Origin of the sequence: Kingella pumchi (assembly GCF_022288825.1) — a bacterium.
Classification (GTDB): Bacteria; Pseudomonadota; Gammaproteobacteria; order Burkholderiales; family Neisseriaceae; genus Kingella_D; species Kingella_D pumchi.
Genome location: NZ_JAKOOW010000022.1, coordinates 1 through 24,338, shown reverse-complemented (window position 1 = coordinate 24,338; position 24,338 = coordinate 1). Strand labels below are relative to the sequence as shown.

General features: G+C 59.1%; 16 protein-coding genes and 1 tRNA gene. 10 read left to right on the top strand and 7 right to left on the bottom strand.

Features of this window, described 5'->3' with window-relative positions:
- Positions 1-147 precede the first annotated feature (147 nt).
- The 7 genes from MB824_RS05140 to tkt form a co-directional block, all read right to left on the bottom strand.
- Entirely contained in the window at positions 148-576 is a 429-nt protein-coding gene (locus MB824_RS05140) for a hypothetical protein (protein WP_238746520.1), read from the bottom strand.
- A gap of 1 nt (position 577) precedes the next feature.
- Complete coding sequence (locus MB824_RS05135; RefSeq protein WP_238746518.1) at positions 578-1,114, bottom strand: hypothetical protein; 537 nt, start codon at positions 1,112-1,114, stop codon at positions 578-580.
- A gap of 34 nt (positions 1,115-1,148) precedes the next feature.
- Complete coding sequence (gene uvrA, locus MB824_RS05130; protein ID WP_238746516.1) at positions 1,149-4,001, bottom strand: excinuclease ABC subunit UvrA; 2,853 nt, start codon at positions 3,999-4,001, stop codon at positions 1,149-1,151.
- Between the two features lie 189 nt (positions 4,002-4,190).
- Entirely contained in the window at positions 4,191-4,811 is a 621-nt protein-coding gene (locus tag MB824_RS05125; RefSeq protein WP_238746514.1) for an SMI1/KNR4 family protein, read from the bottom strand.
- A gap of 39 nt (positions 4,812-4,850) precedes the next feature.
- Positions 4,851-5,390 (bottom strand): gamma carbonic anhydrase family protein, encoded by a 540-nt coding sequence (locus tag MB824_RS05120; RefSeq protein ID WP_238746512.1) that lies wholly within the window; start codon positions 5,388-5,390, stop codon positions 4,851-4,853.
- Positions 5,391-5,650: 260 nt separating this feature from the next.
- On the bottom strand, positions 5,651-6,487 hold the full coding sequence (gene prmC, locus MB824_RS05115; RefSeq protein WP_238746624.1) for a peptide chain release factor N(5)-glutamine methyltransferase: 837 nt from the start codon (positions 6,485-6,487) through the stop codon (positions 5,651-5,653).
- Positions 6,488-6,808: 321 nt separating this feature from the next.
- On the bottom strand, positions 6,809-8,785 hold the full coding sequence (gene tkt, locus MB824_RS05110; RefSeq protein ID WP_238746510.1) for a transketolase: 1,977 nt from the start codon (positions 8,783-8,785) through the stop codon (positions 6,809-6,811).
- A gap of 287 nt (positions 8,786-9,072) precedes the next feature.
- Here tkt and MB824_RS05105 point away from each other — a divergent pair.
- The 10 genes from MB824_RS05105 (at position 9,073) to MB824_RS05060 (ending at position 24,282) form a co-directional block, all read left to right on the top strand.
- Positions 9,073-9,165: transfer RNA gene (locus MB824_RS05105), tRNA-Ser, on the top strand.
- A gap of 219 nt (positions 9,166-9,384) precedes the next feature.
- The gene (gene glnA / locus MB824_RS05100; protein ID WP_238746508.1) at positions 9,385-10,803 is read left to right on the top strand and encodes a type I glutamate--ammonia ligase; all 1,419 of its coding nucleotides are present in this window, start codon (positions 9,385-9,387) and stop codon (positions 10,801-10,803) included.
- A 356-nt stretch (positions 10,804-11,159) separates the two neighbouring features.
- Positions 11,160-15,683, top strand: a complete 4,524-nt coding sequence (locus MB824_RS05095; RefSeq protein ID WP_238746506.1) for an ESPR-type extended signal peptide-containing protein — start codon at positions 11,160-11,162, stop codon at positions 15,681-15,683.
- A 228-nt stretch (positions 15,684-15,911) separates the two neighbouring features.
- Positions 15,912-16,280, top strand: coding sequence for a RidA family protein (locus tag MB824_RS05090; RefSeq protein ID WP_238746504.1), 369 nt, complete (start codon positions 15,912-15,914; stop codon positions 16,278-16,280).
- A 325-nt stretch (positions 16,281-16,605) separates the two neighbouring features.
- Positions 16,606-18,045 (top strand): MBOAT family O-acyltransferase, encoded by a 1,440-nt coding sequence (locus tag MB824_RS05085; RefSeq protein WP_238746502.1) that lies wholly within the window; start codon positions 16,606-16,608, stop codon positions 18,043-18,045.
- Positions 18,032-19,297, top strand: coding sequence for an SGNH/GDSL hydrolase family protein (locus tag MB824_RS05080; protein WP_238746500.1), 1,266 nt, complete (start codon positions 18,032-18,034; stop codon positions 19,295-19,297). Before MB824_RS05085 ends, MB824_RS05080 begins: the two co-directional genes overlap by 14 nt.
- Before the next feature lie 66 nt (positions 19,298-19,363).
- Positions 19,364-20,638: an SGNH/GDSL hydrolase family protein gene (locus tag MB824_RS05075; RefSeq protein WP_238746499.1), complete on the top strand. Its 1,275-nt coding sequence runs from the start codon at positions 19,364-19,366 to the stop codon at positions 20,636-20,638.
- 162 nt (positions 20,639-20,800) lie between these two features.
- Positions 20,801-22,003: a succinyldiaminopimelate transaminase gene (gene dapC / locus MB824_RS05070; protein WP_238746498.1), complete on the top strand. Its 1,203-nt coding sequence runs from the start codon at positions 20,801-20,803 to the stop codon at positions 22,001-22,003.
- A gap of 87 nt (positions 22,004-22,090) precedes the next feature.
- Positions 22,091-23,299, top strand: coding sequence for a lipopolysaccharide biosynthesis protein (locus tag MB824_RS05065; RefSeq protein WP_238746497.1), 1,209 nt, complete (start codon positions 22,091-22,093; stop codon positions 23,297-23,299).
- Positions 23,296-24,282 carry a glycosyltransferase family 52 gene (locus MB824_RS05060; protein WP_238746496.1) on the top strand — a complete coding sequence of 329 codons (987 nt, stop codon included), beginning with the start codon at positions 23,296-23,298 and terminating at the stop codon, positions 24,280-24,282. Before MB824_RS05065 ends, MB824_RS05060 begins: the two co-directional genes overlap by 4 nt.
- Positions 24,283-24,338 lie beyond the last annotated feature (56 nt).

Sequence of the window (24,338 nt, the reverse complement as noted above, 5' to 3'; positions counted from 1 at the left end):
TGGTATCCAAACGGCTTGATTTGAGTTTTGGTATTTTTGCCCGACGGGGTGAAAAATACAGTTGCTACGAAGTTCCGCGTAATTCACAGGTAGAGTGTGTGACGAAGCCACGCACGCGGTCAGTTGGGTATGTAAGCTACGGTTTGCTTATTTAATTAAAATAATTTTATCTCCAATTTCAACATTATTTAATGCTTTTAAATTTGCTTCTTGAGGTTTAATTATTTCTGTTGTCGTCTGGCTTGGAGAGAGATTGCCAAGTATTCTTGTTAGCGCATCACGTCCTTCGTGTAATTTGCTTACTTTTGTAATTTCTCTAACATCTGGCTTCTTAATTAAATCAGTGGATTGAAGTGTTGCCATTTTTTCTTGTACATGCACTACTTTTACATTTCCCTTGATAATTTCTACAAATCCTAGGGACTCTTCCGTATCTGGATCAAAGATTTCCTTACCAATACCTACAATAAGAAATTGATTTCCAATTTTTACTCCCCTATTCTCTCCAGCATTCATCACAACATTAAGGTTATCTATAATATCAACAATTTGAGCAAAATATCGGTTGTTAGACATTTTAATAGCCTCCATTATTAGTTAAAAAATCGATAGCTTGTTTAGGAATTACAGGTCTAATTTCAATAGATGATAATATTTCTTGCTTAATATTTCCTTGTAAATCAAATAGATCAACTTCCTGCATCCAAGTATTTACCCGAATCTGTAGCATTTTTTCTTGAGCATTTTCTACAAAACCAACAAATAATAAGGTGTCTAATTGATTTCTTTTGCCGTATCCAGCAACAAATATATTATATTTAAAATTCTCATTATTTCTGATTAAAAATATTACTTCATCATTACCCATCTCATTTGCTTTCATGCAGCTTATTGGATTTTCCATTGCTGGTTTACTCTGTTTTTTTAATAGTTCAAAAATATATTTACCAAGTGCGCAAATTAAAGTTAAAGATATTACGATTAAAAATATTACCCATCTTATAGATACCTTCATATTTAAATCAATAAAAAGACTAACTATACTTGATGAAAAACCAATAACAGCTACCAATATTGGGAAGGAATAGTTAAAAATTTGTTTTAAATTTTTCATGATACTCCAAAAGCAAGCTTAAAATTATCAAGTGTCAGATATTAATAACATTCTTCAAATACTTCCCAGTATAACTCCCCTTCACCTTCGCTACTTCTTCAGGGCTACCTGAAGCAATAATCCTCCCTCCACCATCGCCCCCCTCGGGCCCTAAGTCCACAATCCAATCCGCGGTTTTAATCACGTCCAGATTATGCTCGATAATCACTATCGAGTTGCCTTTGCCTTTCAGACGGCCTATGACTTCCAGCAGCAGGGCAATGTCGGCGAAGTGCAGGCCGGTGGTAGGTTCGTCCAATATATAGAGCGTGCGGCCGGTGTCGCGTTTGGAGAGTTCCAAGGCGAGTTTGACGCGTTGGGCTTCGCCGCCGGAGAGGGTGGTGGCGGACTGGCCGAGGCGGATGTAGCCTAGGCCTACGTCCATCAGGGTTTGCAGTTTGCGCGATACGGTGGGGACGGCGTCGAAAAATTCGCGGGCTTCTTCGATGGTCATGTCGAGGACTTGGCTGATGTTTTTGCCTTTGTATTGGATTTCGAGGGTTTCGCGGTTGTAGCGTTTGCCGTGGCAGACTTCGCAGGGGACGTACACGTCGGGCAGGAAGTGCATTTCGACTTTGATGACGCCGTCGCCTTGGCAGGCTTCGCAGCGGCCGCCTTTGACGTTGAAGGAGAATCTGCCGACGTTGTAGCCGCGTTCGCGCGAGAGGGGTACGCCGGCGAAGAGTTCGCGGATGGGGGTGAACAGGCCGGTGTAGGTGGCGGGGTTGGAGCGAGGGGTACGGCCGATGGGGGATTGGTCGACGTTGATGACTTTGTCGAGGTGTTCGAGGCCGCGGATGTCGTCGTATGGGGCGGGTTCTTCTTGGGCGCGGTTGAGTTCGCGGGCGGTGATTTTGGCGAGGGTGTCGTTAATCAGGGTGGACTTGCCGCTGCCGGATACGCCGGTGATACAGGTAATCAAACCGAGCGGTAGTTCGAGGGTTACGTTTTTAAGGTTGTTGCCGCGCGCGCCTTTGAGGACGAGCATTCGGTCGGGATTGACGGGCGTGCGTTCAGTCGGCACAGCAATGGTTTTTTTTCCGCTGAGGTATTGTCCGGTAACGGATTTTTCGCATTTAGCAACGTTTTCGGGTGTGTCGGCAATCAGTACGTTGCCGCCGTGTTCGCCCGCGCCTGGGCCCATATCGACGACGAAATCGGCTTCGCGGATGGCGTCTTCGTCGTGTTCGACCACAATCACGCTGTTGCCCAAATCGCGCAGGCGTTTGAGGGTGGCGAGCAGGCGGTCGTTGTCGCGCTGGTGCAGGCCGATGGAGGGTTCGTCCAAAACGTACATCACGCCGGTCAGGCCGCTGCCGATTTGGCTGGCGAGGCGGATGCGCTGGGCTTCGCCGCCGGAAAGGGTTTCGGCGGAGCGGCTTAAATTCAGGTAATCCAGCCCGACGTTAATCAGGAAGCCGAGCCGCTCGGTGATTTCTTTGAGGATTTTTTCGGCGATTTGTTTTTTGTTGCCGTCCAAATCCAGCGTTTCAAAGAATTGGTGGGTTTTGGTCAGCGGCCAGGCGGAGACTTCGTGCAAGGGTTCGCCGCTGACGTAAACGTAGCGTGCTTCTTTGCGCAAACGTGCGCCGCCGCAGCTCGGGCAGGCGCGGTGGTTTTGGTATTCGCGCAGTTTTTCTCGCACGGTTTCGCTGTCGGTTTCGCGGTAGCGGCGTTCGAGATTGGGAATGATGCCTTCAAAGGCGTGGCTGCGGCTGAAGGTGGTGCCGCGTTCGGACAGGTAAGTAAAATCAATGACTTCTTTGCCTGAGCCGTGTAGCACGACTTTTTTGACTTTTTCAGGTAGCGTTTCCCAAGCAGCCTGCACATCGAAACCATAATGCCGCGCCAGCGACTGAATCATTTGGAAATAGAACTGGTTGCGCTTGTCCCAGCCGTCAATCGCGCCTGTTGCCAGCGACAATTCGGGATGGGCGACTACTTTTTCGGGGTCGAAGAAATTGGTGTTGCCCAAGCCATCGCAAGTCGGGCAGGAACCCATCGGATTGTTGAACGAAAAAAGGCGAGGCTCTAATTCGGGCAGGCTGTACGAACACACGGGGCAGGCAAACCGCGCGGAAAACCAATGCTCTTCGCCGCTGTCCATTTCCATCGCCAGCGCGCGCTCGTTGCCGTGGCGCAGCGCGGTTTCAAAACTTTCCGCCAGCCGCTGCTTGATGTCCGCCTTCACTTTCACGCGGTCGATGACCACGTCGATATTGTGCTTGATGTTTTTTTCCAGTTTCGGCACTTCGTCCAAACTGTACACTTCGCCGTCCACGCGCACCCGTGCAAAACCCTGCGCCTGCAAATCGGCAAAGAAATCGACAAACTCGCCCTTACGCTCGCGCACCGCCGGCGCCAGAATCATCACGCGCGTGTCTTCCGGCAGCTTCAATACGGCATCGACCATCTGCGATACGGTCTGGCTCGACAGCGGCAGATTGTGTTCGGGGCAATACGGCGTGCCGACGCGGGCGTACAAAAGGCGCAGGTAATCATGGATTTCCGTTACCGTGCCGACGGTGGAACGCGGATTGTGGCTGGTGGATTTCTGCTCGATGGAAATCGCGGGCGACAGGCCTTCGATCAAATCGACATCGGGTTTGTCCATCATCTGCAAAAACTGCCGCGCATAGGCGGACAAGCTCTCTACATAACGCCGCTGCCCTTCTGCATACAGCGTGTCAAACGCCAGCGACGACTTGCCGCTGCCCGACAGCCCCGTTACCACCACCAGCTTGTGGCGCGGAATGTCCAAATCGACGTTTTTCAAATTATGCGTGCGCGCGCCGCGGATGCGGATGGTGTCGTGGGCGTGGGCGGGTTTGTGTGTGTTTTTAGACATTTTCAGGCTGCCTGATGCAAAAAGGGAAAACGGCGGATTCTAGCATTTTTCCGTTTTTCAGGCTGGCTGAAAGCATCGGGCGGCTTTCAGGCAGCCTGAAACCTATATCGGAATAAAAAGCAAAGCAGCCTGAAAAGCCGCAATGGTTTTTCAGGCTGCTTTTTGACGGGCGGCACCGTGCAGGCGGGATCAGTTTTGCATCTCGTCCAATTCGGATTGCAAAATCAAGCCGAACTCAGCATCCAAAACATACAAACCCGCTTCCAAATCGCGCACATAGTTTTGCAGAAATTCGCGCAAGGAAGCGGCTTCTTTTTCGCGTGCGGCATCGTCGTGCCACATTTGGATGATTTGCCCCGCCCTGCCCTGTTCGGCGGGGTCGAGATCGATCATTTTGCTGTTGCCGCCGCCGTCTGCCGTCAGCGGAATCCATTTGGGGTTCCACCAAAAATCGGGCTTGATGCCGACGTCTTCGGGCTGGCAGCCGAAATCGCTGCCGTCGTCGTTTTGGAAGCTGCCGTCTGCGTGCAACGCTTGCCAAATATCGTATTCGTCGATGATGCGCTCGATGCTCAACCACTCCTCGCCTGCAAACACGGCGCCGATGTCGGTTTCGCCGTTGGCAACGCGGTAGAGTTCTTTAAACTCTTCGGGCAGCGCGTAGCCAAGTGTTTGTTCCAGTTCGGCGAAATCCGCTTCGCTGGCGCCTGCGTTCAGCTCAAACGAGAGTTCCAACTCTGCGGCGACGGCCGGATATTCTTTCACCAGCGCGTCAAGCTGGACTTTCATGCGGGCAACTAAGTCTTTCATGGCATTTCCTTTTTCGGGGCAAACGGTTTTCAGGCTGCCTCAGCTGCGGGCTTCGGCCAGATACTGCGCGGCCAGGCGGACGTAGTGGGCGGCGGAGTAGCACAGGTGTTCTTTTTCGGCGTCGGTGAGCGGGCGCACGGCTTTGGCGGGGCTGCCCATGTAGAGATAGCCGCTCTCGAGCCGTTTGCGCGGGGGGACAAGGCTGCCGGCGCCGATGATGACGTCGTCTTCGATTACGGCATCGTCGAGCACGGTGCTGTCCATTCCCACCAGCACGCGGCTGCCGACGGTGCAGCCGTGCAGGGTTACGCGGTGGCCGACGGTTACGTCGTCGCCGATAAGCAGCGGCGAGCCTGCGGGTTTGGCGTCGGTTTTGTGGGAAACGTGCAGCATGCTCAAGTCTTGGATATTGCTGCGGCGGCCGATGCGGATGGAATTGACGTCGCCGCGCAGCACGGCCAGCGGCCAGACGCTGGCGCCTTCGGCCAGGCTGACATCGCCGATCACGACGGCCTGCGGGTCGATATAGACGTCGGCTGCCAGTGCGGGCAGGCGGTTTTGGAAGGGGCGCAGGGGCATGGGGGTTCCTTTTGTTTGGGTTTGAACCGGCAGGCAGCCTGAAAAGTTTTCAGGCTGCCTGAATGTCGCTCCCGCGTAGGCGGGAATCTTGGTGGCTATTTAGCAATACTTAGAAAAACAAACGATTGCTTGGATTTCGGCAAGATTCCCGTCTGCGCGGGGGGAGCGCAGCGGACTTGCGTAAGCTAATGACGGCGCTTATGAAAATGACGGCGTTTATTGGCTTTCAGGCTGCCTTTGGTTTCAGGCTGCTTTGGCTTTCAGGCTGCCTGTGCAGACGTTACCCGATCCAGTCCGGCCAGATCGGTTTGGGTGGCGATGTCGGTGAAACCGGCGGCGGCTAGGATTTCGCGCACGGCAGCGCCCTGGTTGTAGCCGTGCTCGAACAGCAGCCGACCGCCGCTTTTCAGATGTTGGCAGGCACCGGCGGCGATGGCGCGGATGCAGCTTAGGCCGTCGGCAAAATCGGTGAGCGCGCCCTGCGGCTCGAAGCGCAGATCGCCTGCGGCCAGATGGGCGTCGCCGGCTTCGATATAGGGCGGATTGGAAACGATGACGTCGAATTTTTCGTTTTCAGGCAGCCTGAAAGGGCTGTCGGCGGCAGGGACGGCATCAAACCACGAACCCTGCGCCCATTCGATATCGGCGCCGAGTGTGCGGGCGTTACGCCGCGCCATTGCCAAGGCTTCGGCGCTGATATCGGACGCGCGCACGCGGGCGTCGGGGCGCTCGAGCTTGGCGCTGACGGCGATGATGCCGCTGCCGGTGCCCAAATCCCACAGGCTGCCGCCTTCGGGCAGCACCTGCAAAGCGGCTTCCAGCAGGTGCTCGGTTTCGGGGCGCGGAATCAGCACGGCGGGCGAAACGGCAAACTCGCGGCCGTAAAATTCGCGGCGGCCGAGTATATAGGCCATCGGCTCGCCCGCCAGCCGCCGCGCAGCCAGCGCATCGAGCGCGGCCGAATCGGCGGCGGGAAGCGCGTCGCCGTCGCGGGTAATCAGCTGGCTGCGGCTGAAACCGGTTTGGTGCTGCAGCAGCATCCGCGCTTCGTTTTTCGGCAGCGGGCAGGCGGCAAGCCATTGGGCGATGGTGGTCATGTTTGTCCTGATGGGCAGGCAGCCTGAAAACGGTGTTTCGCGGTTTTCAGGCTGCCTGATTGAAAATGAAAGACGGGTTTCAGGCTGCCTGAAACTTTTGTCAAACGCCAAATCCATTAAGCCCCGTCATTCCCGCGCAGGTGGGAATCTTGGTTGGACTTTAACAACATTATGTTTCTTAAATTATTTTCGAATGCCAAGCAGGATTCCCGCCTGCGCGGGAATGACGGCGTTTGTTGTGTTTTCAGGCTGCCCGTTGGTGGGATTAAGGCAGCCTGAAAGCGGGATGGCGTTTTCAGGCTGCCTTTGGCTTAAGCGGCGTTACAGCACCGATTTGACGGCGGCGGCGACATTGTCGGCGGTGAAGCCGAACAGTTTGAACAGTTCGCCGGCGGGGGCGGATTCGCCGAAGCGGTCAATGCCGATTACTTTGCCGCTTGAGCCGACATATTTGTACCAGCCGTCGGACACGCCGGCTTCCACGGCGACTTTGGGCAGGGCGGCAGGCAGCACGGCGGCGCGGTAGGCGGCGTCTTGGCGGTCGAACACATTGGTGCTGGGCATGGAAACGACGTTGACGGCGATGCCTTCCGCTGCCAGTTGTTTTTGCGCCGCCAGCGCCAGTTCGACTTCGGAACCGGTGGCGATAATCACGGCCTGCGGGTTTTCGACGGCGCAAACGGTGTAGCCGCCGCGTTTGATGTTCTCCAGCGCTTGGGCGCTGCGCGGCACGAATGGCAGGTTTTGGCGGCTGAAAATCAGGCTGCTGGGGCGGTCGGCCTTAACCGCTTCGCTCCAGGCGACCAGCGATTCGGCGGTGTCGCAGGGGCGCCAAACGTCCATATTCGGAATCAGGCGCAGGCTGGCGGTTTGCTCGACGGGCTGGTGGGTGGGGCCGTCTTCGCCCAGCCCGATGGAATCGTGGGTGAACACGGAAACCGACGGGATTTTCATCAGCGCCGCCATGCGCAGGGCGTTGCGGGCGTATTCGCTGAACATCAGGAAAGTGGCGCCGAAGGGGCGCAGGCCGCCGTGCAGCGTCATGCCGTTGACGATGGCGGTCATGCCGAACTCGCGCACGCCGTAGTGGACGTAGTTGCCGCCGTGCTGCTTGGTTACGGCAACGCTGCACGGCCAGTCGGTCAGGTTGGACGGGGTCAGGTCGGCGGAGCCGCCCACCAGCTCGGGCAGCAGGCCGGCCAGGATTTCGATGCTGTTTTGACTGGCTTTGCGGGTGGCGATTTTTTCGGCTTTGGCGCAGACGGTTTCCAAGGCAGCCTGAACGGCGGCATCGAAGTTTTCAGGCAGCCTGCCGGCCATGCGGCGCTCAAACTCGGCAGCTTCGGCGGGATATCGGCTGCGGTACTCGGCAAACAGGGCGTTCCACTCGGCTTCGAGCGCGGCGCCTTGAGCTTTGGCGTCCCAAGCGTTGTAGATGTCTTGCGGGATTTCGAAGGCGCCGTGCTTCCAGCCCAGATGTTTGCGCGTGGCGGCGATTTCGTCGGCACCCAGCGGCGCGCCGTGGGTTTTGTGGCTGCCTTCCTTGCTGGCGGCGCCTTTGCCGATCAGGGTTTTGCAGCAGATGATCGAAGGCTTGCCGCTTTCGGCGCGGGCGGTTGCGATGGCAGCCTGAAGGGCTTGGGCGTCGTGGCCGTCGACATTGGGCACGACGTGCCAGCCGTAGGCGGCGAAGCGCTCGGGGATGTTTTCGCTGAACCAGCCGTCCACTTTGCCGTCGATGGAGATATTGTTGTCGTCGTACAGCACAATCAGTTTGCCCAGCCCCAGCGTGCCGGCCAGCGAGCAGGCTTCGTGGGAGATGCCTTCCATCAGGCAGCCGTCGCCGAGAAAAACATAGGTGTGGTGATCGACGATGTTCAGGCCGTCTTTATTAAACTCTTCGGCAAGGATTTTTTCCGCCAACGCCATGCCCACGGCGTTGGCAATGCCCTGCCCCAACGGGCCGGTGGTGGTTTCGACGCCGTCGGTGTAGCCGTATTCGGGATGACCGGGGGTTTTGCTGTGCAGCTGGCGGAAGTTTTTCAGATCGTCAACGGATAAGTTGTAACCAGAGAGATGCAGCAGGCTGTATAAAAGCGCCGAAGCGTGGCCGTTGGAGAGCACGAAGCGGTCGCGGTTGGCAAACTTGGGATTGGCGGGGTTGTGGCGCAGAAAACCGCGCCACAGCACGTCGGCCATATCGGCCATGCCCATCGGCGCGCCGGGGTGGCCGGAATTGGCTTGTTGGACCATATCCATAGAGAGGAAGCGGAGGGCGTTTGCCGTTTGCGAAGCCATAATGATTCCTTGCAGTAGGTATTGGGGAGAAAGGCGCCGATTATCGCAGCCTTCCGCCCGCATGGTAAAGCAGGCAGCCTGAAAAAACGCAGCCTGAAACATGGCTGCCGGGGCTGTTTTTCCGTTTTCAGGCTGCCTTATTTGCCGGCGCCCGCCCGCACCCTGCCCCATTCCAAAATCAACACCGCCAAAATTTTCTTAACAAAATGCGCGACAAACTTCACCCGCGCCGTCCTTTGTTTGACAAACCCAGCGCCGATACCTATAATCCGCCGCTTCCAACTCACGGAGTAGTGGCTGAGAGGCTGAAGGCACCTCCCTGCTAAGGAGGCATACGGGGTCAACCTGTATCGAGGGTTCGAATCCCTCCTACTCCGCCAGCTAAACTAAAAACGGCAAGATTTCCGAATCTTGCCGTTTTTTCATTTTTCAAGATTTAAAACAGTGCATTAGCGCCAACCAAACAGGCAGCCTGAAAGTTTCAGGCTGCCTGTTGGCGCGTTTGCCCGTTTCCCATCGTCGCCCGAGTGTGGCACAATTTGCGCGGCGTTTCGCGCGCCGCACCGTATCCGAAAAACAATACCGATTAGGGGAACTTTATGTCCGTCCACCACGCCGTCCAACTGATTGAAGACAGCGAAGCCCGCTTTGTCGATCTGCGTTTTACCGATACCAAAGGCAAGCAGCACCATTTCACCGTGCCTGCCGCCGTGGTGCTGGAAGACCCCGAAGAATGGTTTGAAAACGGCCAGCCGTTTGACGGCTCTTCGATCGGCGGCTGGAAAGGCATTCAGGCCTCCGACATGCAGCTGCGCCCCGATCCGGCCACCGCCTTTGTCGATCCCTTTTTCGACGATGCCACCGTGGTCTTTACCTGCGATGTGATCGACCCCGCCGACGGCCAGGGCTACGGCCGCGACCCGCGCTCCATCGCCCGCCGTGCCGAAGCCTATCTGAAATCCACCGGCATCGGCGACACCGCCTATTTCGGCCCCGAACCCGAATTTTTCGTGTTTGACGGCGTCGAATTTGAAACCGCCATGCACAAAACCCGTTTTGAAATCACTTCCGAGAGCGGCGCTTGGAGCAGCGGCCTGCATCAGGACGGCCAAAACACCGGCCACCGCCCCGTAGTTAAAGGCGGCTACGCGCCCGTCGCCCCCATCGACGCGGGGCAGGATCTGCGCTCGGCAATGGTCAATATCCTGACCGAAATCGGCATCCCCGTGGAAGTGCACCATGCCGAAGTCGGCACCGGCAGCCAGATGGAAATCGGCACCAAGTTCAATACCTTGGTGCGCCGCGCCGACTGGACGCAGGACATGAAATACGTGATTTGGAACACCGCGCACAACTTCGGCAAAACCGCCACCTTTATGCCCAAACCGCTGATGGGCGACAACGGCAGCGGCATGCACGTGCACCAGTCTATCTGGAAAGACGGCCAAAACCTGTTTGCCGGCGACGGCTACGCAGGGCTGTCCGACACCGCGCTCTACTACATCGGCGGCATCATCAAACACGCCAAAGCGCTCAACGCCATCACCAACCCCTCCACCAATTCCTACAAACGCCTGGTGCCACACTTTGAAGCGCCGGTCAAACTGGCCTACTCGGCGCGCAACCGCTCCGCTTCCATCCGTATCCCGTCGGTGGGCAGCAGCAAAGCCCGCCGCATCGAAGCGCGTTTCCCCGACCCGACGGCCAACCCCTATCTGGCCTTCGCCGCGCTGCTGATGGCCGGCTTGGACGGCATCCAAAACAAAATCCACCCCGGCGATCCGGCCGACAAAAACCTGTACGATTTGCCGCCCGAAGAAGACGCGCTGGTGCCCACCGTCTGCGCCTCGCTGGAAGAAGCGCTCGCCGCACTCAAAGCCGACCACGAATTCCTGCTGCGCGGCGGCGTGTTCAGCCAAGACTGGATCGACAGCTACCTCGCCTTTAAAGAAGAAGACGTACGCCGCATCCGCATGGCACCGCACCCGCTGGAATTTGAGATGTACTACTCGCTGTAAGCCTTTTTCTCCAAACTTTCAGGCTGCCTGAAAACCCTTCAAACGGGGCTTTCAGGCAGCCTGAAACGCAAAAGCAAACGTTTTTCATAAGGTTAAACATTTTTAAATCCCGATAATCGGCACCGGCTTTGCTTATAGTTTCTCCGCGTCGCTAACACCACCCCGACAGCACAAAACACCTGATTGAAATTCGCTATTACCAAATCAAGCCGTCAAAAATTCCGTATAATCCGCGCCGAATTTTTCCGCCCGTACTGCCGTGCCTTCTTTTAGGAAGGCTTTTTTCAGGCAGCCTGAAAATGAAAAATACGCAGCCGGACAACCTATTACATTCAAAACCAAAAGGAAATCTGAAAATGAACCGTATCTACAAAACCATCTGGAACCACGCCAGCGGCACGGCAACTGCCGTTTCCGAACTCACCGCCGCCTGCGGCAAACGCAGCAGCGGCCGTTCAGGCAGCCTGAAAAATGCCGCCCCGCGCTTCCGTCTCAGCGCACTCTCTGTCGCCCTGCTGCTGGCCGGCACTCCTGCCGTTGCCGCAACGGTGGAAAACGGCACCGGCACCAATTCCGTTATCCTTAAAGGCGACACCGTTACTACCGCTACTGCCAACGGACAAGACGCCACCGCCATCGGCACCGGCGCAAAAGCCGATGAACAAAGCTCTTTCGCTGCCGGTACCAATGCCAAAGCCACCAATAAAAATGCCATTTCCATCGGCACCAACTCCAACGCCAGCGGAGCCACATCAACTGCCGTCGGCCAAGGAACCGTAGCCAACAGCCAATCTGCCACCGCGTTGGGTGACGGCGCAAAAGCTACTGAGAGCCAAGCCACTGCCATTGGCGTAGGTGCAAAAGCCAGTGAAGCAGGCGCATTAGCCGTTGGCATGACTTCCGCCGCCAGCGCATGGAACAGCGCGGCAATCGGCAGCAACGCCTCCGCATCAGGCTCAACTTCCCTTGCCGCAGGCTACAAAGCATCAGCAGGCAGCAGCAACTCTCTTGCTGTGGGCAGCTCTGCCAACGCACGCAAATTAAACGGTATCGCCATCGGCAAAAACGCCCAAGCAGGCACATCGGGCACAGTAACCACCACCGATGCCGATGCCATCGCCATTGGTTCAGACAGCGTGGCTTATGAAAAAGACACCGTTGCGCTGGGCAATTCCGCCAAAGCCACCGCCGATAGCGCAACCGCGCTGGGCAAAGGCTCAAAAGCCGATTCCCAATACGCCACCGCAGTCGGCTTGGATGCACACGCCAATGGCGACGGCGCAGTTGCCATGGGTTCGGGCGCAGGCACCACAGGCAACAGCGCAGTCGCCGTCGGCAATGATGCCAAAGCCACGCAAACCGATGCCAGTGCATACGGCCATAAGGCTGTGGCAAAAGGCGTGAGCGCCAGCGCATTCGGTCATGATGCACAAGCCGATAGCGAACATTCCGTGGCGCTTGGTTCCGCCTCTCGCGCCAAAGCAAACGGCGCAATTGCCATCGGCAACGATGCCCAAGCAAACGCTATAGATGCGCTGGCCAATGGTAAAAACAGCCGCGCGCTCGGCGAACGCGCCACCGCAGTAGGCAATTCCGCACAGGCGCAAAAAGCTGACAGCATTGCCGTAGGTAATGGCGCACAAGCCGCCGCCACATTCGCTCTGGCTGCCGGAACAGGCTCCCGCGCCACTGCCGAAGGTACAGTAGCACTAGGTAACGATGCCCAAGCCAGTCAGGATGGTGCAGTTGCGCTGGGCAGGGCTTCTACAACCGATGCCGCCGTTGCCACCACCAGCGCCACCGTCGGCGGCATCACTTACAACGGCTTTGCCGGCACTACTCCCGATTCCACCGTCAGCGTCGGCAACGGCAGCCTGAAACGCACGATTACCAATGTTGCCGCCGGTCGCATTACCGCCACCAGCACCGATGCCATCAACGGCAGCCAGCTTTATGCCGTTGCCGACAAAATCGGGCAGCTGCAAGCTGGGCAAACCCATTACTACAGCGTGAAATCCGGACAAGCCGGCGTAGGCACCAACTACGCCAACGACGGCGCAACGGGCTCAGATTCATTGGCAGCAGGCGTGAAAGCCGTTGCCAGCGGCAATAACGCTGTGGCAGTAGGTAGCGATGTTACCGCTGCGGGTAACGAATCATTGGCTGTCGGCAACAATGTGAATATATCTGCTGGCGCTACTGGCGCAACCGCCATCGGCAACAACAGCAAAGCCACCGCCCAAGGTGCACAAGCATTTGGTCAAAGCTCCGAAGCCAAAGGTGTAAACTCTGCTGCTATTGGTCGTCTTTCTATTGCCGAGGCTGAGCGCTCAGCCGCATTCGGCGTAGGCAATACTGCTTCTGGCATCTCATCGCTATCTGTGGGCGATAGAAGCATCGCCAAAGAAGCCTATTCGGTTGCTATTGGTACGCAAGCCAATGCTACTGGCAAAAATTCCATTGCGGCAGGCTACAAAGCCAATGCCACTAATGACGGTGCGGTTGCCGTTGGTGCAAACAGCAGTGCCACCAACGCTTCTACCGCTCTGGGCGATGGTTCCAAAGCCACAGGTCTGAATGCCACCGCCTTGGGTTGGAACGCCAACGCCGCTGGTCGTGCCGATGTGTTTATCGGTAAGCAAGCGGGTGCAGGCACGGCTAACACCAGCAATTTCAGCAATATCGGTATTGGCGAAGGCGCGGTACGCAATGCGGGCAGCGCCACAAAAGATGTCAACAACATCATCGGCATTGGCACCGGCGCAGCAGAGGGCATTCAGGCCAACCACAATATCGCCATGGGCGCACACGCCAACGGCACAGGTGCAGGCGCGGCTGCCGTTAACACCACCAACAACGTTGCCATTGGCGAGCGCACCCGCGCCAGCGGCGGCAACTCCATTGCCGTCGGCAACCGCACCAAAGCCGAAGGCGTGGCAGCGATTGCCTTGGGCGTAGCCGCGAATGCCGCAGGACAAAACGGCTTTGCCGCAGGGCAAAATACCGTGGCAAGTGAGTCTGGCACGATTGCCATCGGCGGCGCACCCCAAGCAGCGAGTGCTGCCCAAGCAACAGGCGTTCAAGGTGTTGCCATCGGTCAGCAAAGCCAAGCCAGCCACACCGCATCGCTGGCCTTGGGCAAAGGCGCCAAAGCCAAGCACAACAACGCCGTAGCGCTTGGAGCGGATTCTGAAACCGAAACCGCCGTCGGCACCACCAGTGCCACCGTAAACGGCATTACTTACAGCGGTTTCGCGGGAACTGCTCCGACTTCAACCGTCAGCGTTGGCAACGGCAGCCTGAAACGCACCGTAACCAACGTTGCCGCCGGTCGTATCAACAAAACCAGCACCGATGCGATTAACGGCAGCCAGCTGTATCTCACCCAAGAGAAAATCGGCAACATCGGCAATACCACCAAAAACATCCTTGGCGGCAACGCGGCGATGGATGCCGATGGCAATCTGACCATGACCAATATCGGCGGTACCGGCAAAAACACCATCCACGAAGCGATTCAGGCTGCCAATAACAACGCCAATGCGGCTAATGCAGGCTTCAAAATCGCCGCCAACGGCGACGCTGCCGGCATCACCGCCGACAACAAAACCATCAAGCCCGATGAAACCCTGACCATTAAAGGCACCGGCACCGGTGCGTTTAGCAATTACGACAGCGACAATATCCAAACCCAAGTGAGCGCGGACGGCACCGTTACCGTAGGCTTGAAAAAGGATTTGACCGTCAACAGCGTTACCGCAGGCGACAGCAAACTGGATACCAACGGTTTGACCATCACAGGCGGGCCCAGCGTAACCAAAACAGGTATTGACGCAGGCAGCAAGAAAATCACCAACGTGGCAGACGGCACTATCGCAGCGAACAGCAAAGATGCGATTAACGGCGGACAGCTGCACACCGCGTTGAACAATATCAACAGCAACATCGCCGCCGCCAAAACCGAAGTCAAATCCAGCGACGGCAGCGTGAGCGTAACTCCGGGCACCAACGCCGCGGGCGCAACCGTGTATGACTTGGCAGTCAAAACCGACGGCACCACCATCACCAAAGCCGCCGACGGCAGCCTGAAAGCCAATACCACCACGCTTGCCCCCGCCACCAACGGCAGCATCGCCGCGCCGGCCGCCACCGATGCAGGCAAACTGGTTACCGCCGGTGACATCGCCAGAGCCATCAATGGTTCCGGCTTTACCCTGACCACCAGCGCTTCGGCCGGCGGCGCCGTTTCCGGCACCTCGAACGAGCTGGTCAATCCCGGCAAAACCGTTACCATCGACGCCGGCAAAAACATCAGCATCAGCCAAAGCGGCGGCAAAGTCAGCATCGCCACCAAAGACCAGGTTGAGTTCAGCCAGGTAACGGTGAAAGACGCTGCCGGCAACCAAACCGTTACCAAGGGCAACGGCGTTACCATCACGCCGGCAAACGGCAGCAACGCGGTCAGCCTTACCGATAAAGGCCTGAACAACGGCGGCAACAAAATCACCGACGTCGCCGCCGGCACCGATGCCGACGATGCAGTAAATGTCAGCCAGCTGCAGGCGCTGGAAAACCGGCTCGGCAATATCAACCAGGCCAACAACCAGTACATCCAGCAGCTGGACGACAAAATCGGTAAAGTCGGCGACAAAGCCAATGCCGGCGTAGCGGGCGCCATCGCCCAGGGCTCGATTCCGCAGGTTACCCGCCCCAGCGCCTTCGGTCTGGGTGTCGGCACCGGCTATTACGGCGGCCAATCGGCGATTGCCGTTGGCGCCTCGGCGATGACCGACGGCGGCAACTGGATTTTCAAAGGCAACTTCTCGGTCAATACCAAAGGCCGCGTCGGTGCCGGCGCCGGTGCGCTGTATCAGTGGTAAACGCCGCTGAAAGCCGCCTGCGGCAGCCTGAAAACCGTTTCAGGCTGCCTGCAAAGAGCAAAAAGGCAGGCTTGAACGACAGGCAGCCTGAAACGCAGATCCCACCGCGTTTCAGGCTGCTTTTTTTACTTTGGCGCGCGGCAAAAAGCGCGGCCGCTGGGTTACAATGCCGTCTTTTTTCAGGCTGCTTTCAGGCTGCCTGAATGCTTTGATACCAAGGAAACCGCGATGACTTCCCCGATTACCCGTTTGGGCGCCGGTGCGCGCCTGTCTGAAGCCGTATGCGCCAAAGGTTTGGTGTTTCTCTCCGGCATGGTGCCGGAAAACGAAAGCGCCGGCGCGCAAGCGCAAACTGCCGACGTGCTGCGCCAAATCGACCACTGGCTCGCCCAATGCGGCTCGGACAAACGGCATATTCTCGAAGCCACCATCTATCTGGCCGATATGGCCGACTACGCGGCAATGAACGCAGCGTGGGACGCATGGGTCGATCCCGCCGCCACGCCCGCCCGCGCCTGCGTCGAAGCGCGTTTGGCCAAGAGCGAATGGAAGGTGGAAATCAAAGTATCGGCGCTGCAAACCGAAGCGGCAGCCTGAAAATTCCCAGCCCGATAGTGCCCCCAAACAACCGCCCGCGCCGCTGGCGGCGCGCGGCAACAAAAACCGCTGCCGATTCAAAGGCGGCGCATCAAAACCATACCCGCCGCATAAGGCTTAAGCTACAATCGCCGCCTTTTGCGCTCGCGTTCGCGCCAGGGCAAAAAGCAGCCTGAAAACGGCGCGGCGCTGCCCTGATGCGCCAGGCATCCGCCGCCGGATAGGCAGCCTGAAAACTCCAATAACACACCCCGCCGCAGGCAGTCTGCACGAGCGCCGCTCTTTTCAGGCTGCCTGCCGCACCCAACCGATTACCGCATCCATCATGCCCTTTTTATCTATCGAATTTGCGCTGTTTTTTCTGCTGTTTCTGCCGCTTTATTGGCTGTGCCGGCCGTCGCCGCGCCTGCAAAACCTGCTGCTGCTGGCCGCCGGCTTGGGCTGGCTGGTTTATATCGCCCCGCTGGCGGCGCTGGCGCTGGCGGCGTTTTCGCTGGCCGTTTCGCTGCTGGCGCAGCTGCTGACCCGCAGCCGCTCGACCGCCGCCCGCCGCTGGTGGCTGGGCACGGGCGTGGTGCTGGCGCTGGCCAATCTGGTATTTTTCAAATTCTCCGACTTTTTCCGCCCGCTGCTGCAGCAGCACAGCGGCAGCACGCTGCCGGACATCCTGATGCCGCTGGGCATCTCTTACTACACCTTTCAGGGCATCGCCTATCTCGTCGCACTCTATCGCGGCGAGAGTCCGCGGCTGGGCACCCTGCAGCAGCTGCTGCACTTCGGCTTCTTTCCCACCATCACTTCCGGCCCGATTATCCGCGCCGCCGCCTTCAAAGGCAGCGGCGGCCGCCTGGAAGCGGGCATGGCCGAGCAAATCTGCACCGCCGCGCCGCGCGATATGGTGAAACCGGCGCTGGCGGTATCGCTGATTGTGCTGGGCATTGCCAAAAAATGGTGGCTGGCCGGCACGCTGGGCGAAAGCTGGGTCGATCCGGTTTTTGAAAACCCGCTGCAATACGACGCGCCCTCGGTGCTGGCGGCGGTGTACGGCTACACCGTGCAGCTGTTTATGGACTTTTCCGGCTACAGCGACCTGGTAATCGGCATGGCGATGCTGCTCGGTTTCAGGCTGCCTGAAAACTTCAATATGCCGCTGCGCGCCTACAATATCCGCGATTTTTGGGACCGCTGGCACATCACCCTGTCCACCTGGATACGCGACTACATCTACATTCCGCTGGGCGGCAGCCGCCACGGCTTCACCCGCACCCAGATCAACCTGATGCTGGCGATGCTGCTCTCGGGCATCTGGCACGGCCAGGGCTGGAACTTTTTGCTGTGGGGCGCGCTGCACGGCGCGGCGCTGGTGCTGCTCAATATCGGCGACAAAATCGGCGGCCGCCGCGAAATCCTTGCCGCCAGCCGCATCGCTCGTCTGATCGGCATCCTGTTTACCCTGCATTTCGTCTGCTTCAGCTTTGTGGTGTTCCGCACCGCCAGCCTTAGCGATGCCGCGCTGGTATTCCAATCGCTGGCCGGACAAGGCGCCGGCTGGCGGATGCCTGAGCTGCCGGTGGCGGCGCTGCTGGTGCTGTTTGCCGCAGCGCTTGCCGCCTACGGCCTGCTGGCACGCGTTTTCCGATGCGCCGCCGCCGCGCTGGAAAAACTGCCGGTATGGCTGTGGTGGCTGCCGCTGACCGCGGCGATGGTCTTACTGATGGTGCTGGCGCCGTCCGGCATTCCGGGATTTATTTATGCAAACTTCTGATCCGCAAAACGGCAAGCAGCCTGAAAACCAAAAACAGCCTGAAAAGCAGCCTGAAAAACAGTCTGAACAGCAAACCGAGCAGCAGCCTGAAAACCAAAAACAGCCTGAACAAGCCGCGGCGCCCGCCGGCTTTCAGTCTGCCCGCCGCTTCCGTTTCCTACCGCTTTACTGCAGCCTGCTGGCCGCCGCCGTGCTGACCCTGTGGTTCAGCCAGCAGTCGGTCAATGCCTACTGGCAGCAGACTTTCCACCGCAGCAGCCCGCTGGAAAAACTCGACGCCTACCCGTGGTGGCAGCGCGGCGCGCAGCTGCAGAACGAAGCCAACGACGGCTACCGCGGCCTGCTCGAATGGATCGACAGCCAAAACGGCCGCTGGCAGCAGCAGTTCCCCGCCGCCGACAACACGCCCCTTGCCGATGCCGGCAGCGACGCGCCGCCGCAGTATCCGTCCGCCTTCCCGCCGCTTGACGACGATGCCGCCTCCGGCCTGCCCGCGGTCATACGCAAAACCGAAACGGCCGGACAGTCTGCTTCTGCCCCGCAGGCGCAAGAGCAGAAGCAAAGCGAAAAGCAGCCTGAAGACCCGCAGTCCGCCACCGTAACCCTCAAGCCCGGCGACAAAGTCTTTTTCGCCGGCGACTCGCTGATGCAGGGCGTGGCACCGCATGTGCGCAAATCGCTGCACGCGCGCTACGGCGTCGAGTCGATCGACTTGAGCAAACAAAGCACCGGCCTCTCCTACCCCGGCTTTTTCGATTGGCCGGCGGTAATCGAAAAGAATTTAAAAGAACAGCCGGACATCCGCCTGTTGGTGGTATTCTTGGGCCCCAACGACCCGTGGGACTTCCCCGACCCCGAGAAAAAACGCAGCGGCTACCTGCGTTTCAAAAGCCCCGAATGGGAAGCCGTGTACCGCAGCCGCATCCGCCGCATCGCCGATGCTGCCGAAGAACGCCACGTGCGCCTGATTTGGCTGGGCATTCCGCTGATGAAGCCCAACAAGCTCAACGACCAGACCCGCTATCTCGACCGCGTGCTGGCCAGCGAACTCTCCGGCCGCGCCCTGTGGCTGCCCACCGACGAGCTGCTCGGCGGGCGCAGCGCCTACCGCGACAGCATCAGCCTCGACGGACGCAACGTGCGCATGCGCAGCAAAGACGGCATCCACTTCACCATTCCCGGCCAACAGCGTCTGGCCGCCTACATCGAGCGCCACATCGCCTTTACCGGCAACAACGGCGCCCAACCCTGACCCGCAATGTTTTCAGGCAGCCTGAAAGCCTTTCAGGCTGCCTGAAAACAGCGGCAGTATCCGATTATGAAAGCATCGAAAAACCTTTTCCCGCACTCCTCGCTCTTTTTGCTGCTGGCCGCGCTGCAGCTGAGCGCCTGCCACAAAGGCGAAGCCGCCGCCCAAGCGGCCGACACCCCCGCCACCATCGTCAATTACCATCCCGCCGCCCGCGCCAAAAAACCGCAGGATGCCGCGGCCAAATCCGCCGCACCCGCGCGCAGCAAAAGCGCCCCCGCCTACAGCGACCGCCAGCACTGGCTGGAAAAATGGCACAAGCTCGACCAGGGCGCCAAAGTCAAATTCCGCATCATCCAGCTGGGCGACTCCCACACCGCCGGCGACTACTTCAGCCACGAAGTCCGCAGCCGCCTGCAGCAGCGCTGGGGCGACGGCGGCATCGGCTGGGTGTTCCCCAACAACCTCAACGGCCAGCGCAGCGCCCTGGTCAGCTATCAGGGCGGCGGCTGGCAAACGCTCAGCAGCCGTAAAGAACAGGCCGACTTCCCGCTCGGCGGCGCCCTGGTGCGCTCCAACGGCCAGGGCAGCCTGACCCTGTCCGAACGCACCCCGAGCGGCGGCGAGCAGGACATCACCCTGATGATCAAGCCGCTGCTGGCCGACAACCCGCTATCCGTTACCACCGGCAGCGGCCGCACCGAAGCCGTTTCCCCGCTTTCAGGCAGCCCGATCTGGCAATACAGCAACTTCAGCGCCAGCCTGCCGCTCACGCTCAGTGCCGGCGGCAGCGATTTGTGGGAAATCGGCCTGATCGGCATCGAAAACCGCCAGCCGGGCATCGTCTATTCCGCGCTCGGCATCAACGGCTCGCAGCTGGCGCAAAGCAGCCGCTGGCGCGCCGGCTGGGAGCAGGATCTCGCCGCCACCCGCGCCGATCTGGTGGTTCTCGCCTACGGCACCAACGAAGCCTTCAACCCCAAACTCGACCTTGCCCAAACCGAGCAGCAGTGGCACGACATCATCGCCCGCATCCGCAAAACCCTGCCCAATGCCGGCATTATGGTGATCGGCGCGCCCGAATCGCTCAAAAGCACCGCCGGCAGCTGCGGCCAGCGCCCGGCCATGCTCGACCAGGTGCAGCAGATGCAGCAGCGCATTGCCGAAAGCGAAGGCCTGCTGTATTGGTCGTGGCAGACCGCAATGGGCGGCAACTGCAGCATGAAAAACTGGATGGGGCAGAATCTCGGCGCGCGCGACGGCGTCCACTTCTCCGCCCAGGGCTACCGCCAGGCCGGCGCCGCGCTGGCCGACGACATCATCCGCATGGTTCAGGAACGCTGAATCCCTTTTCAGGCTGCTTTGGAAACCCGTTTTCAGGCAGCCTGAAAACTTTTCCGCGCCCCAAACCGCCTATCCCGCCCCTTTCGCTTTCAGGCTGCCTGCCGCGTCCGGCCGGCAGCCGTGCTAGAATCGCCGCCTTTTCCCAACTTCCGTCCAAGCACCATGAACAGCCGTCTTAACCTGCTCCAAGCCTATCCCTTCGCCCGCCTGCGCCAGGCGGTTGCCGGCATCACGCCGCCGGCAGATCTCAGCGAAATCCCGCTGTATATCGGCGAACCGAAACATCCCGCGCCGCCCTTTGTGCTCGAAGCGCTCAGCCGCTCGCTCGACGGCCTGTCCAAATACCCGCTTACCGCCGGCCTGCCCGAGCTGCGCCAGGCCTGTGCCGACTGGCTCGCGCGCCGCTACGACGGCTTGGCCGTCAGCCCCGACAGCGAAATCCTGCCGGTACTCGGCAGCCGCGAAGCGCTGTTTTCCTTTGTGCAGTCGCTGCTCGAGCCGGCGGCGGACGAAAAACCGGTGGTGGTGTCGCCCAATCCCTTCTATCAGATTTACGAAGGGGCGACGCTCTTGGCCGGCGGCGAAATCGTTTACGCCAACAACCGCGCGCCCGATTTTCTGCCCGACTGGGACAGCGTATCGGAAGAGCAATGGCGCCGCTGCAAGCTGGTGTTCGTCTGCTCGCCCGACAACCCCAGCGGCAGCGTGATGCAGCACGAAGACTGGCTCGCACTCTTTGAGCGGCAGGCGCGCTACGGCTTTGTAATCGCCGCCGACGAGTGTTATTCGGAAATCTATTTCGACGGCAAAAAACCCGTCGGCTGCCTGCAGGCCGCCGCCGAAGCGGGGCGCGGTTTCGACAACTTAATAACCTTTACCAGCCTGTCCAAACGCTCCAACCTGCCCGGCCTGCGCTCGGGTTTCGTTGCCGGTGACGCCAAACTGATCGCGCCCTTTCTGCTCTACCGCACCTACCACGGCAGCGCCATGAGCCTGCCGGTGCAGCACGCCAGCATCGTCGCGTGGAGCGACGAAGAACACGTTGCCGCCAACCGCCGTCTGTACCGCGAAAAATTCGACCGCGTGCTGCCGGTGCTGCGCCGGCAGTTTGAAGTTTCCCTGCCGCAGGCTTCGTTTTACATCTGGCTGCGCATCCCCGGCGGCGACGATTTGGCCTTCACGCAAAACCTGTACCGTGACACCGGCGTGCTGGTGCTACCCGGTCGCTTTTTCGCCCGCGACACGCCGCAGGGCAACCCGGGTGCCGGCTATGTGCGCATCGCGCTGGTTGATGAAATCGAGCGCTGCGTCGAAGCCGCCGAGCGCATCGTTGCCTGGTACGGCAGTCAAAAACACCCGGCCTGAAGCAGGCAGCCTGAAAGCGTGCTGCTCCCCAAAAAAACCACAAAGGCAGCCTGAAAACGTTTTTCAGGCTGCTTTGCCGGCAATCCGATGAAAATTCTGAAAGACAGCCTGATTTATCTGGCGGGCGAGCTGTTTGCCAAAGCGCTGCCCTTTATGCTGATTCCCTACCTGACCCGACGTCTCGGGCCGGCGGGTTTCGGCGAGCTGTCGTATTGGCTGACGATATTCTCGCTGCTGCTGATTGCTTCCAGCATGAGCCAGGACGGCGCGGTTACCCGTTATTTCTACCTTTACGGCCGTCGCAACCTGCCCAATGTGGTGGCGGCCGGCTACTGCTACACCGCCGCCGCCACGCTGGTCGGGCTGGCGGCGGCATGGCTGTGGCATTCGCCGATACTGGCCTTTACCGTGCTGGCCGCCGGCGCGCAAACCCTGCTCTCCACCCAGATGAGCCTGCGCCAGTGCCGCAAGCAGCCTTTGGCCTATACCGCGCTGCAGCTGGCTGCCGGCGTGCTGGTGGCGGCGCTGACGGTGCTGTTGCTCGAAATCTCCACCGCCTTTGCGGTGGAAAAACGCTTTGCCGCCATCGCGCTGGGCTGCTCAATAGTATCGCTGTCCGGCTGGCTGCTGTTTCGCCGCGACAACCGTCGCCGTTTCAGCCTGCGCCGGCTGCGGCAGGGCTTGGGCTATATTTTGTCCTTCGGCCTGCCGCTGGTGCTGCACCACGCCGGCAACTACATCAAAGGCCAGGCCGACCGCTTTTGGATCTACCAAAGCCATCCGGCGGCGCTGCTGGGCGTGTATTCCGCCGGCTACCAAACCGCATCGGTGCTGGGGCTGCTGTTGATGGCGCTCAACAAAGCCACCGTGCCCTACTACTATCAGGCGCTCAAAAGCGGCCGCATCAGCGCTGCCGACGTCTGCCGTTGGGCGCTGTGGACGCTGCCCGCCGCCGCGCTGCCGGCGCTGGCCGCCTACTGTGTGCCTGAGACGTGGTTTGTCTGGCTGCTGGGTGCCGGCTACGAAGGCATTCGCCGCTATGTGTGCCTGTTTTTAGTCGGTTTTGCGCTCACCCTGCCCTATTACCTGCTGGTCAATTATCTGTTTTACCACGCGCAAAACCGCCGCATCGCCACCGTTTCCCTGCTTTCGGCCGGCGTGTATCTGCTGGTGCTGCTCGCCGCCGATACCCGCGGCATCCAATGGATGCCGCTGGCGATGATCAGCGGCAACGCCGCCGTATTGCCCATCCTTTATTACTGCGTGAAAAAACACGCCCAAGGCAGCCTGAAATGAATCCGGCCAAGCTGATAATCTGCATGACCCCGCTGCAGGCGCTGATTGCCCGCCACCTGATCCGCGGGCGGCCGCACGAGTCTTTCGATCTCTTGATGCTCTGCTACAAAGAAGCCGACAACGCCAAATTCCACCATTATTTTCAGGCTGCCGCCGCCCATTGCCGCCGCGCCCGCTATGTGCTGATTCCCCCGCAAAAATGGCGGCGCGAGTTGGCCATGCCGCGCCTGCTCGACGGCCTGGACAAACACTACCGCACCGTTTTTGCCGCCAGCATCGACAACCCCCACGTCCAATACCCGCTGAACAAACTCGCCTTCGATACACTCGAAACCTTCGACGACGGCAGCGGCAACCTGATCCCCAGCAGCATTCTCTACCACAACAGCCGCAACCCGCAGCGGCGCCTGTTCAACTTCCTGCGCCGCATCCGCCTGCAAACCGAAGAGCTGCGCCGTCTCTCCTGCCGCCACCACACTCTCTACCCCGGCCTGCCCAATATCGCCGCCCCCACCGTGCCCCTTGATTTGTGGCAAAGCGCCGACGGCTTCAGGCAGCCTGAAACCCCCGCCGGCAGCAGCCAAACCATCCGCATCCTGCTCGGCCAGCCCACCTTTGCCGACGCCGCTGCCAATATCACTCTCGCCGACACCCTGCTGCGCCGCTTTGATATCGGCCGCTACTTCCCCCACCCGCGCGAACACTACCGCGTGGCCGGCGCCGACTACATCGACAGCCCGCTGATTTTCGAAGACTACCTGCTGCAGGAATTGGCCGCGCAACCTGAAAACCGTTTTGAAATCTACCACCTGGCCAGCAGCGCCGCACTTAACGTCCACGCCTTCCCGCGCACCCGCATCACCGCCGTCTGCCCCGCCCTGCCCCCCTTTGACGGCGAAAACTACCGCACCCTCTACCGGCTGATGGCACAGATGGGCATGGAAATCGCCGAACTGCCGGCTGAAAGTATCAAAGCAGCCTGAAAGTCCAAAGCAGCCTGAAAGTCCAAAGCAGCCTGAAAGTCCAAAGCAGCCTGAAA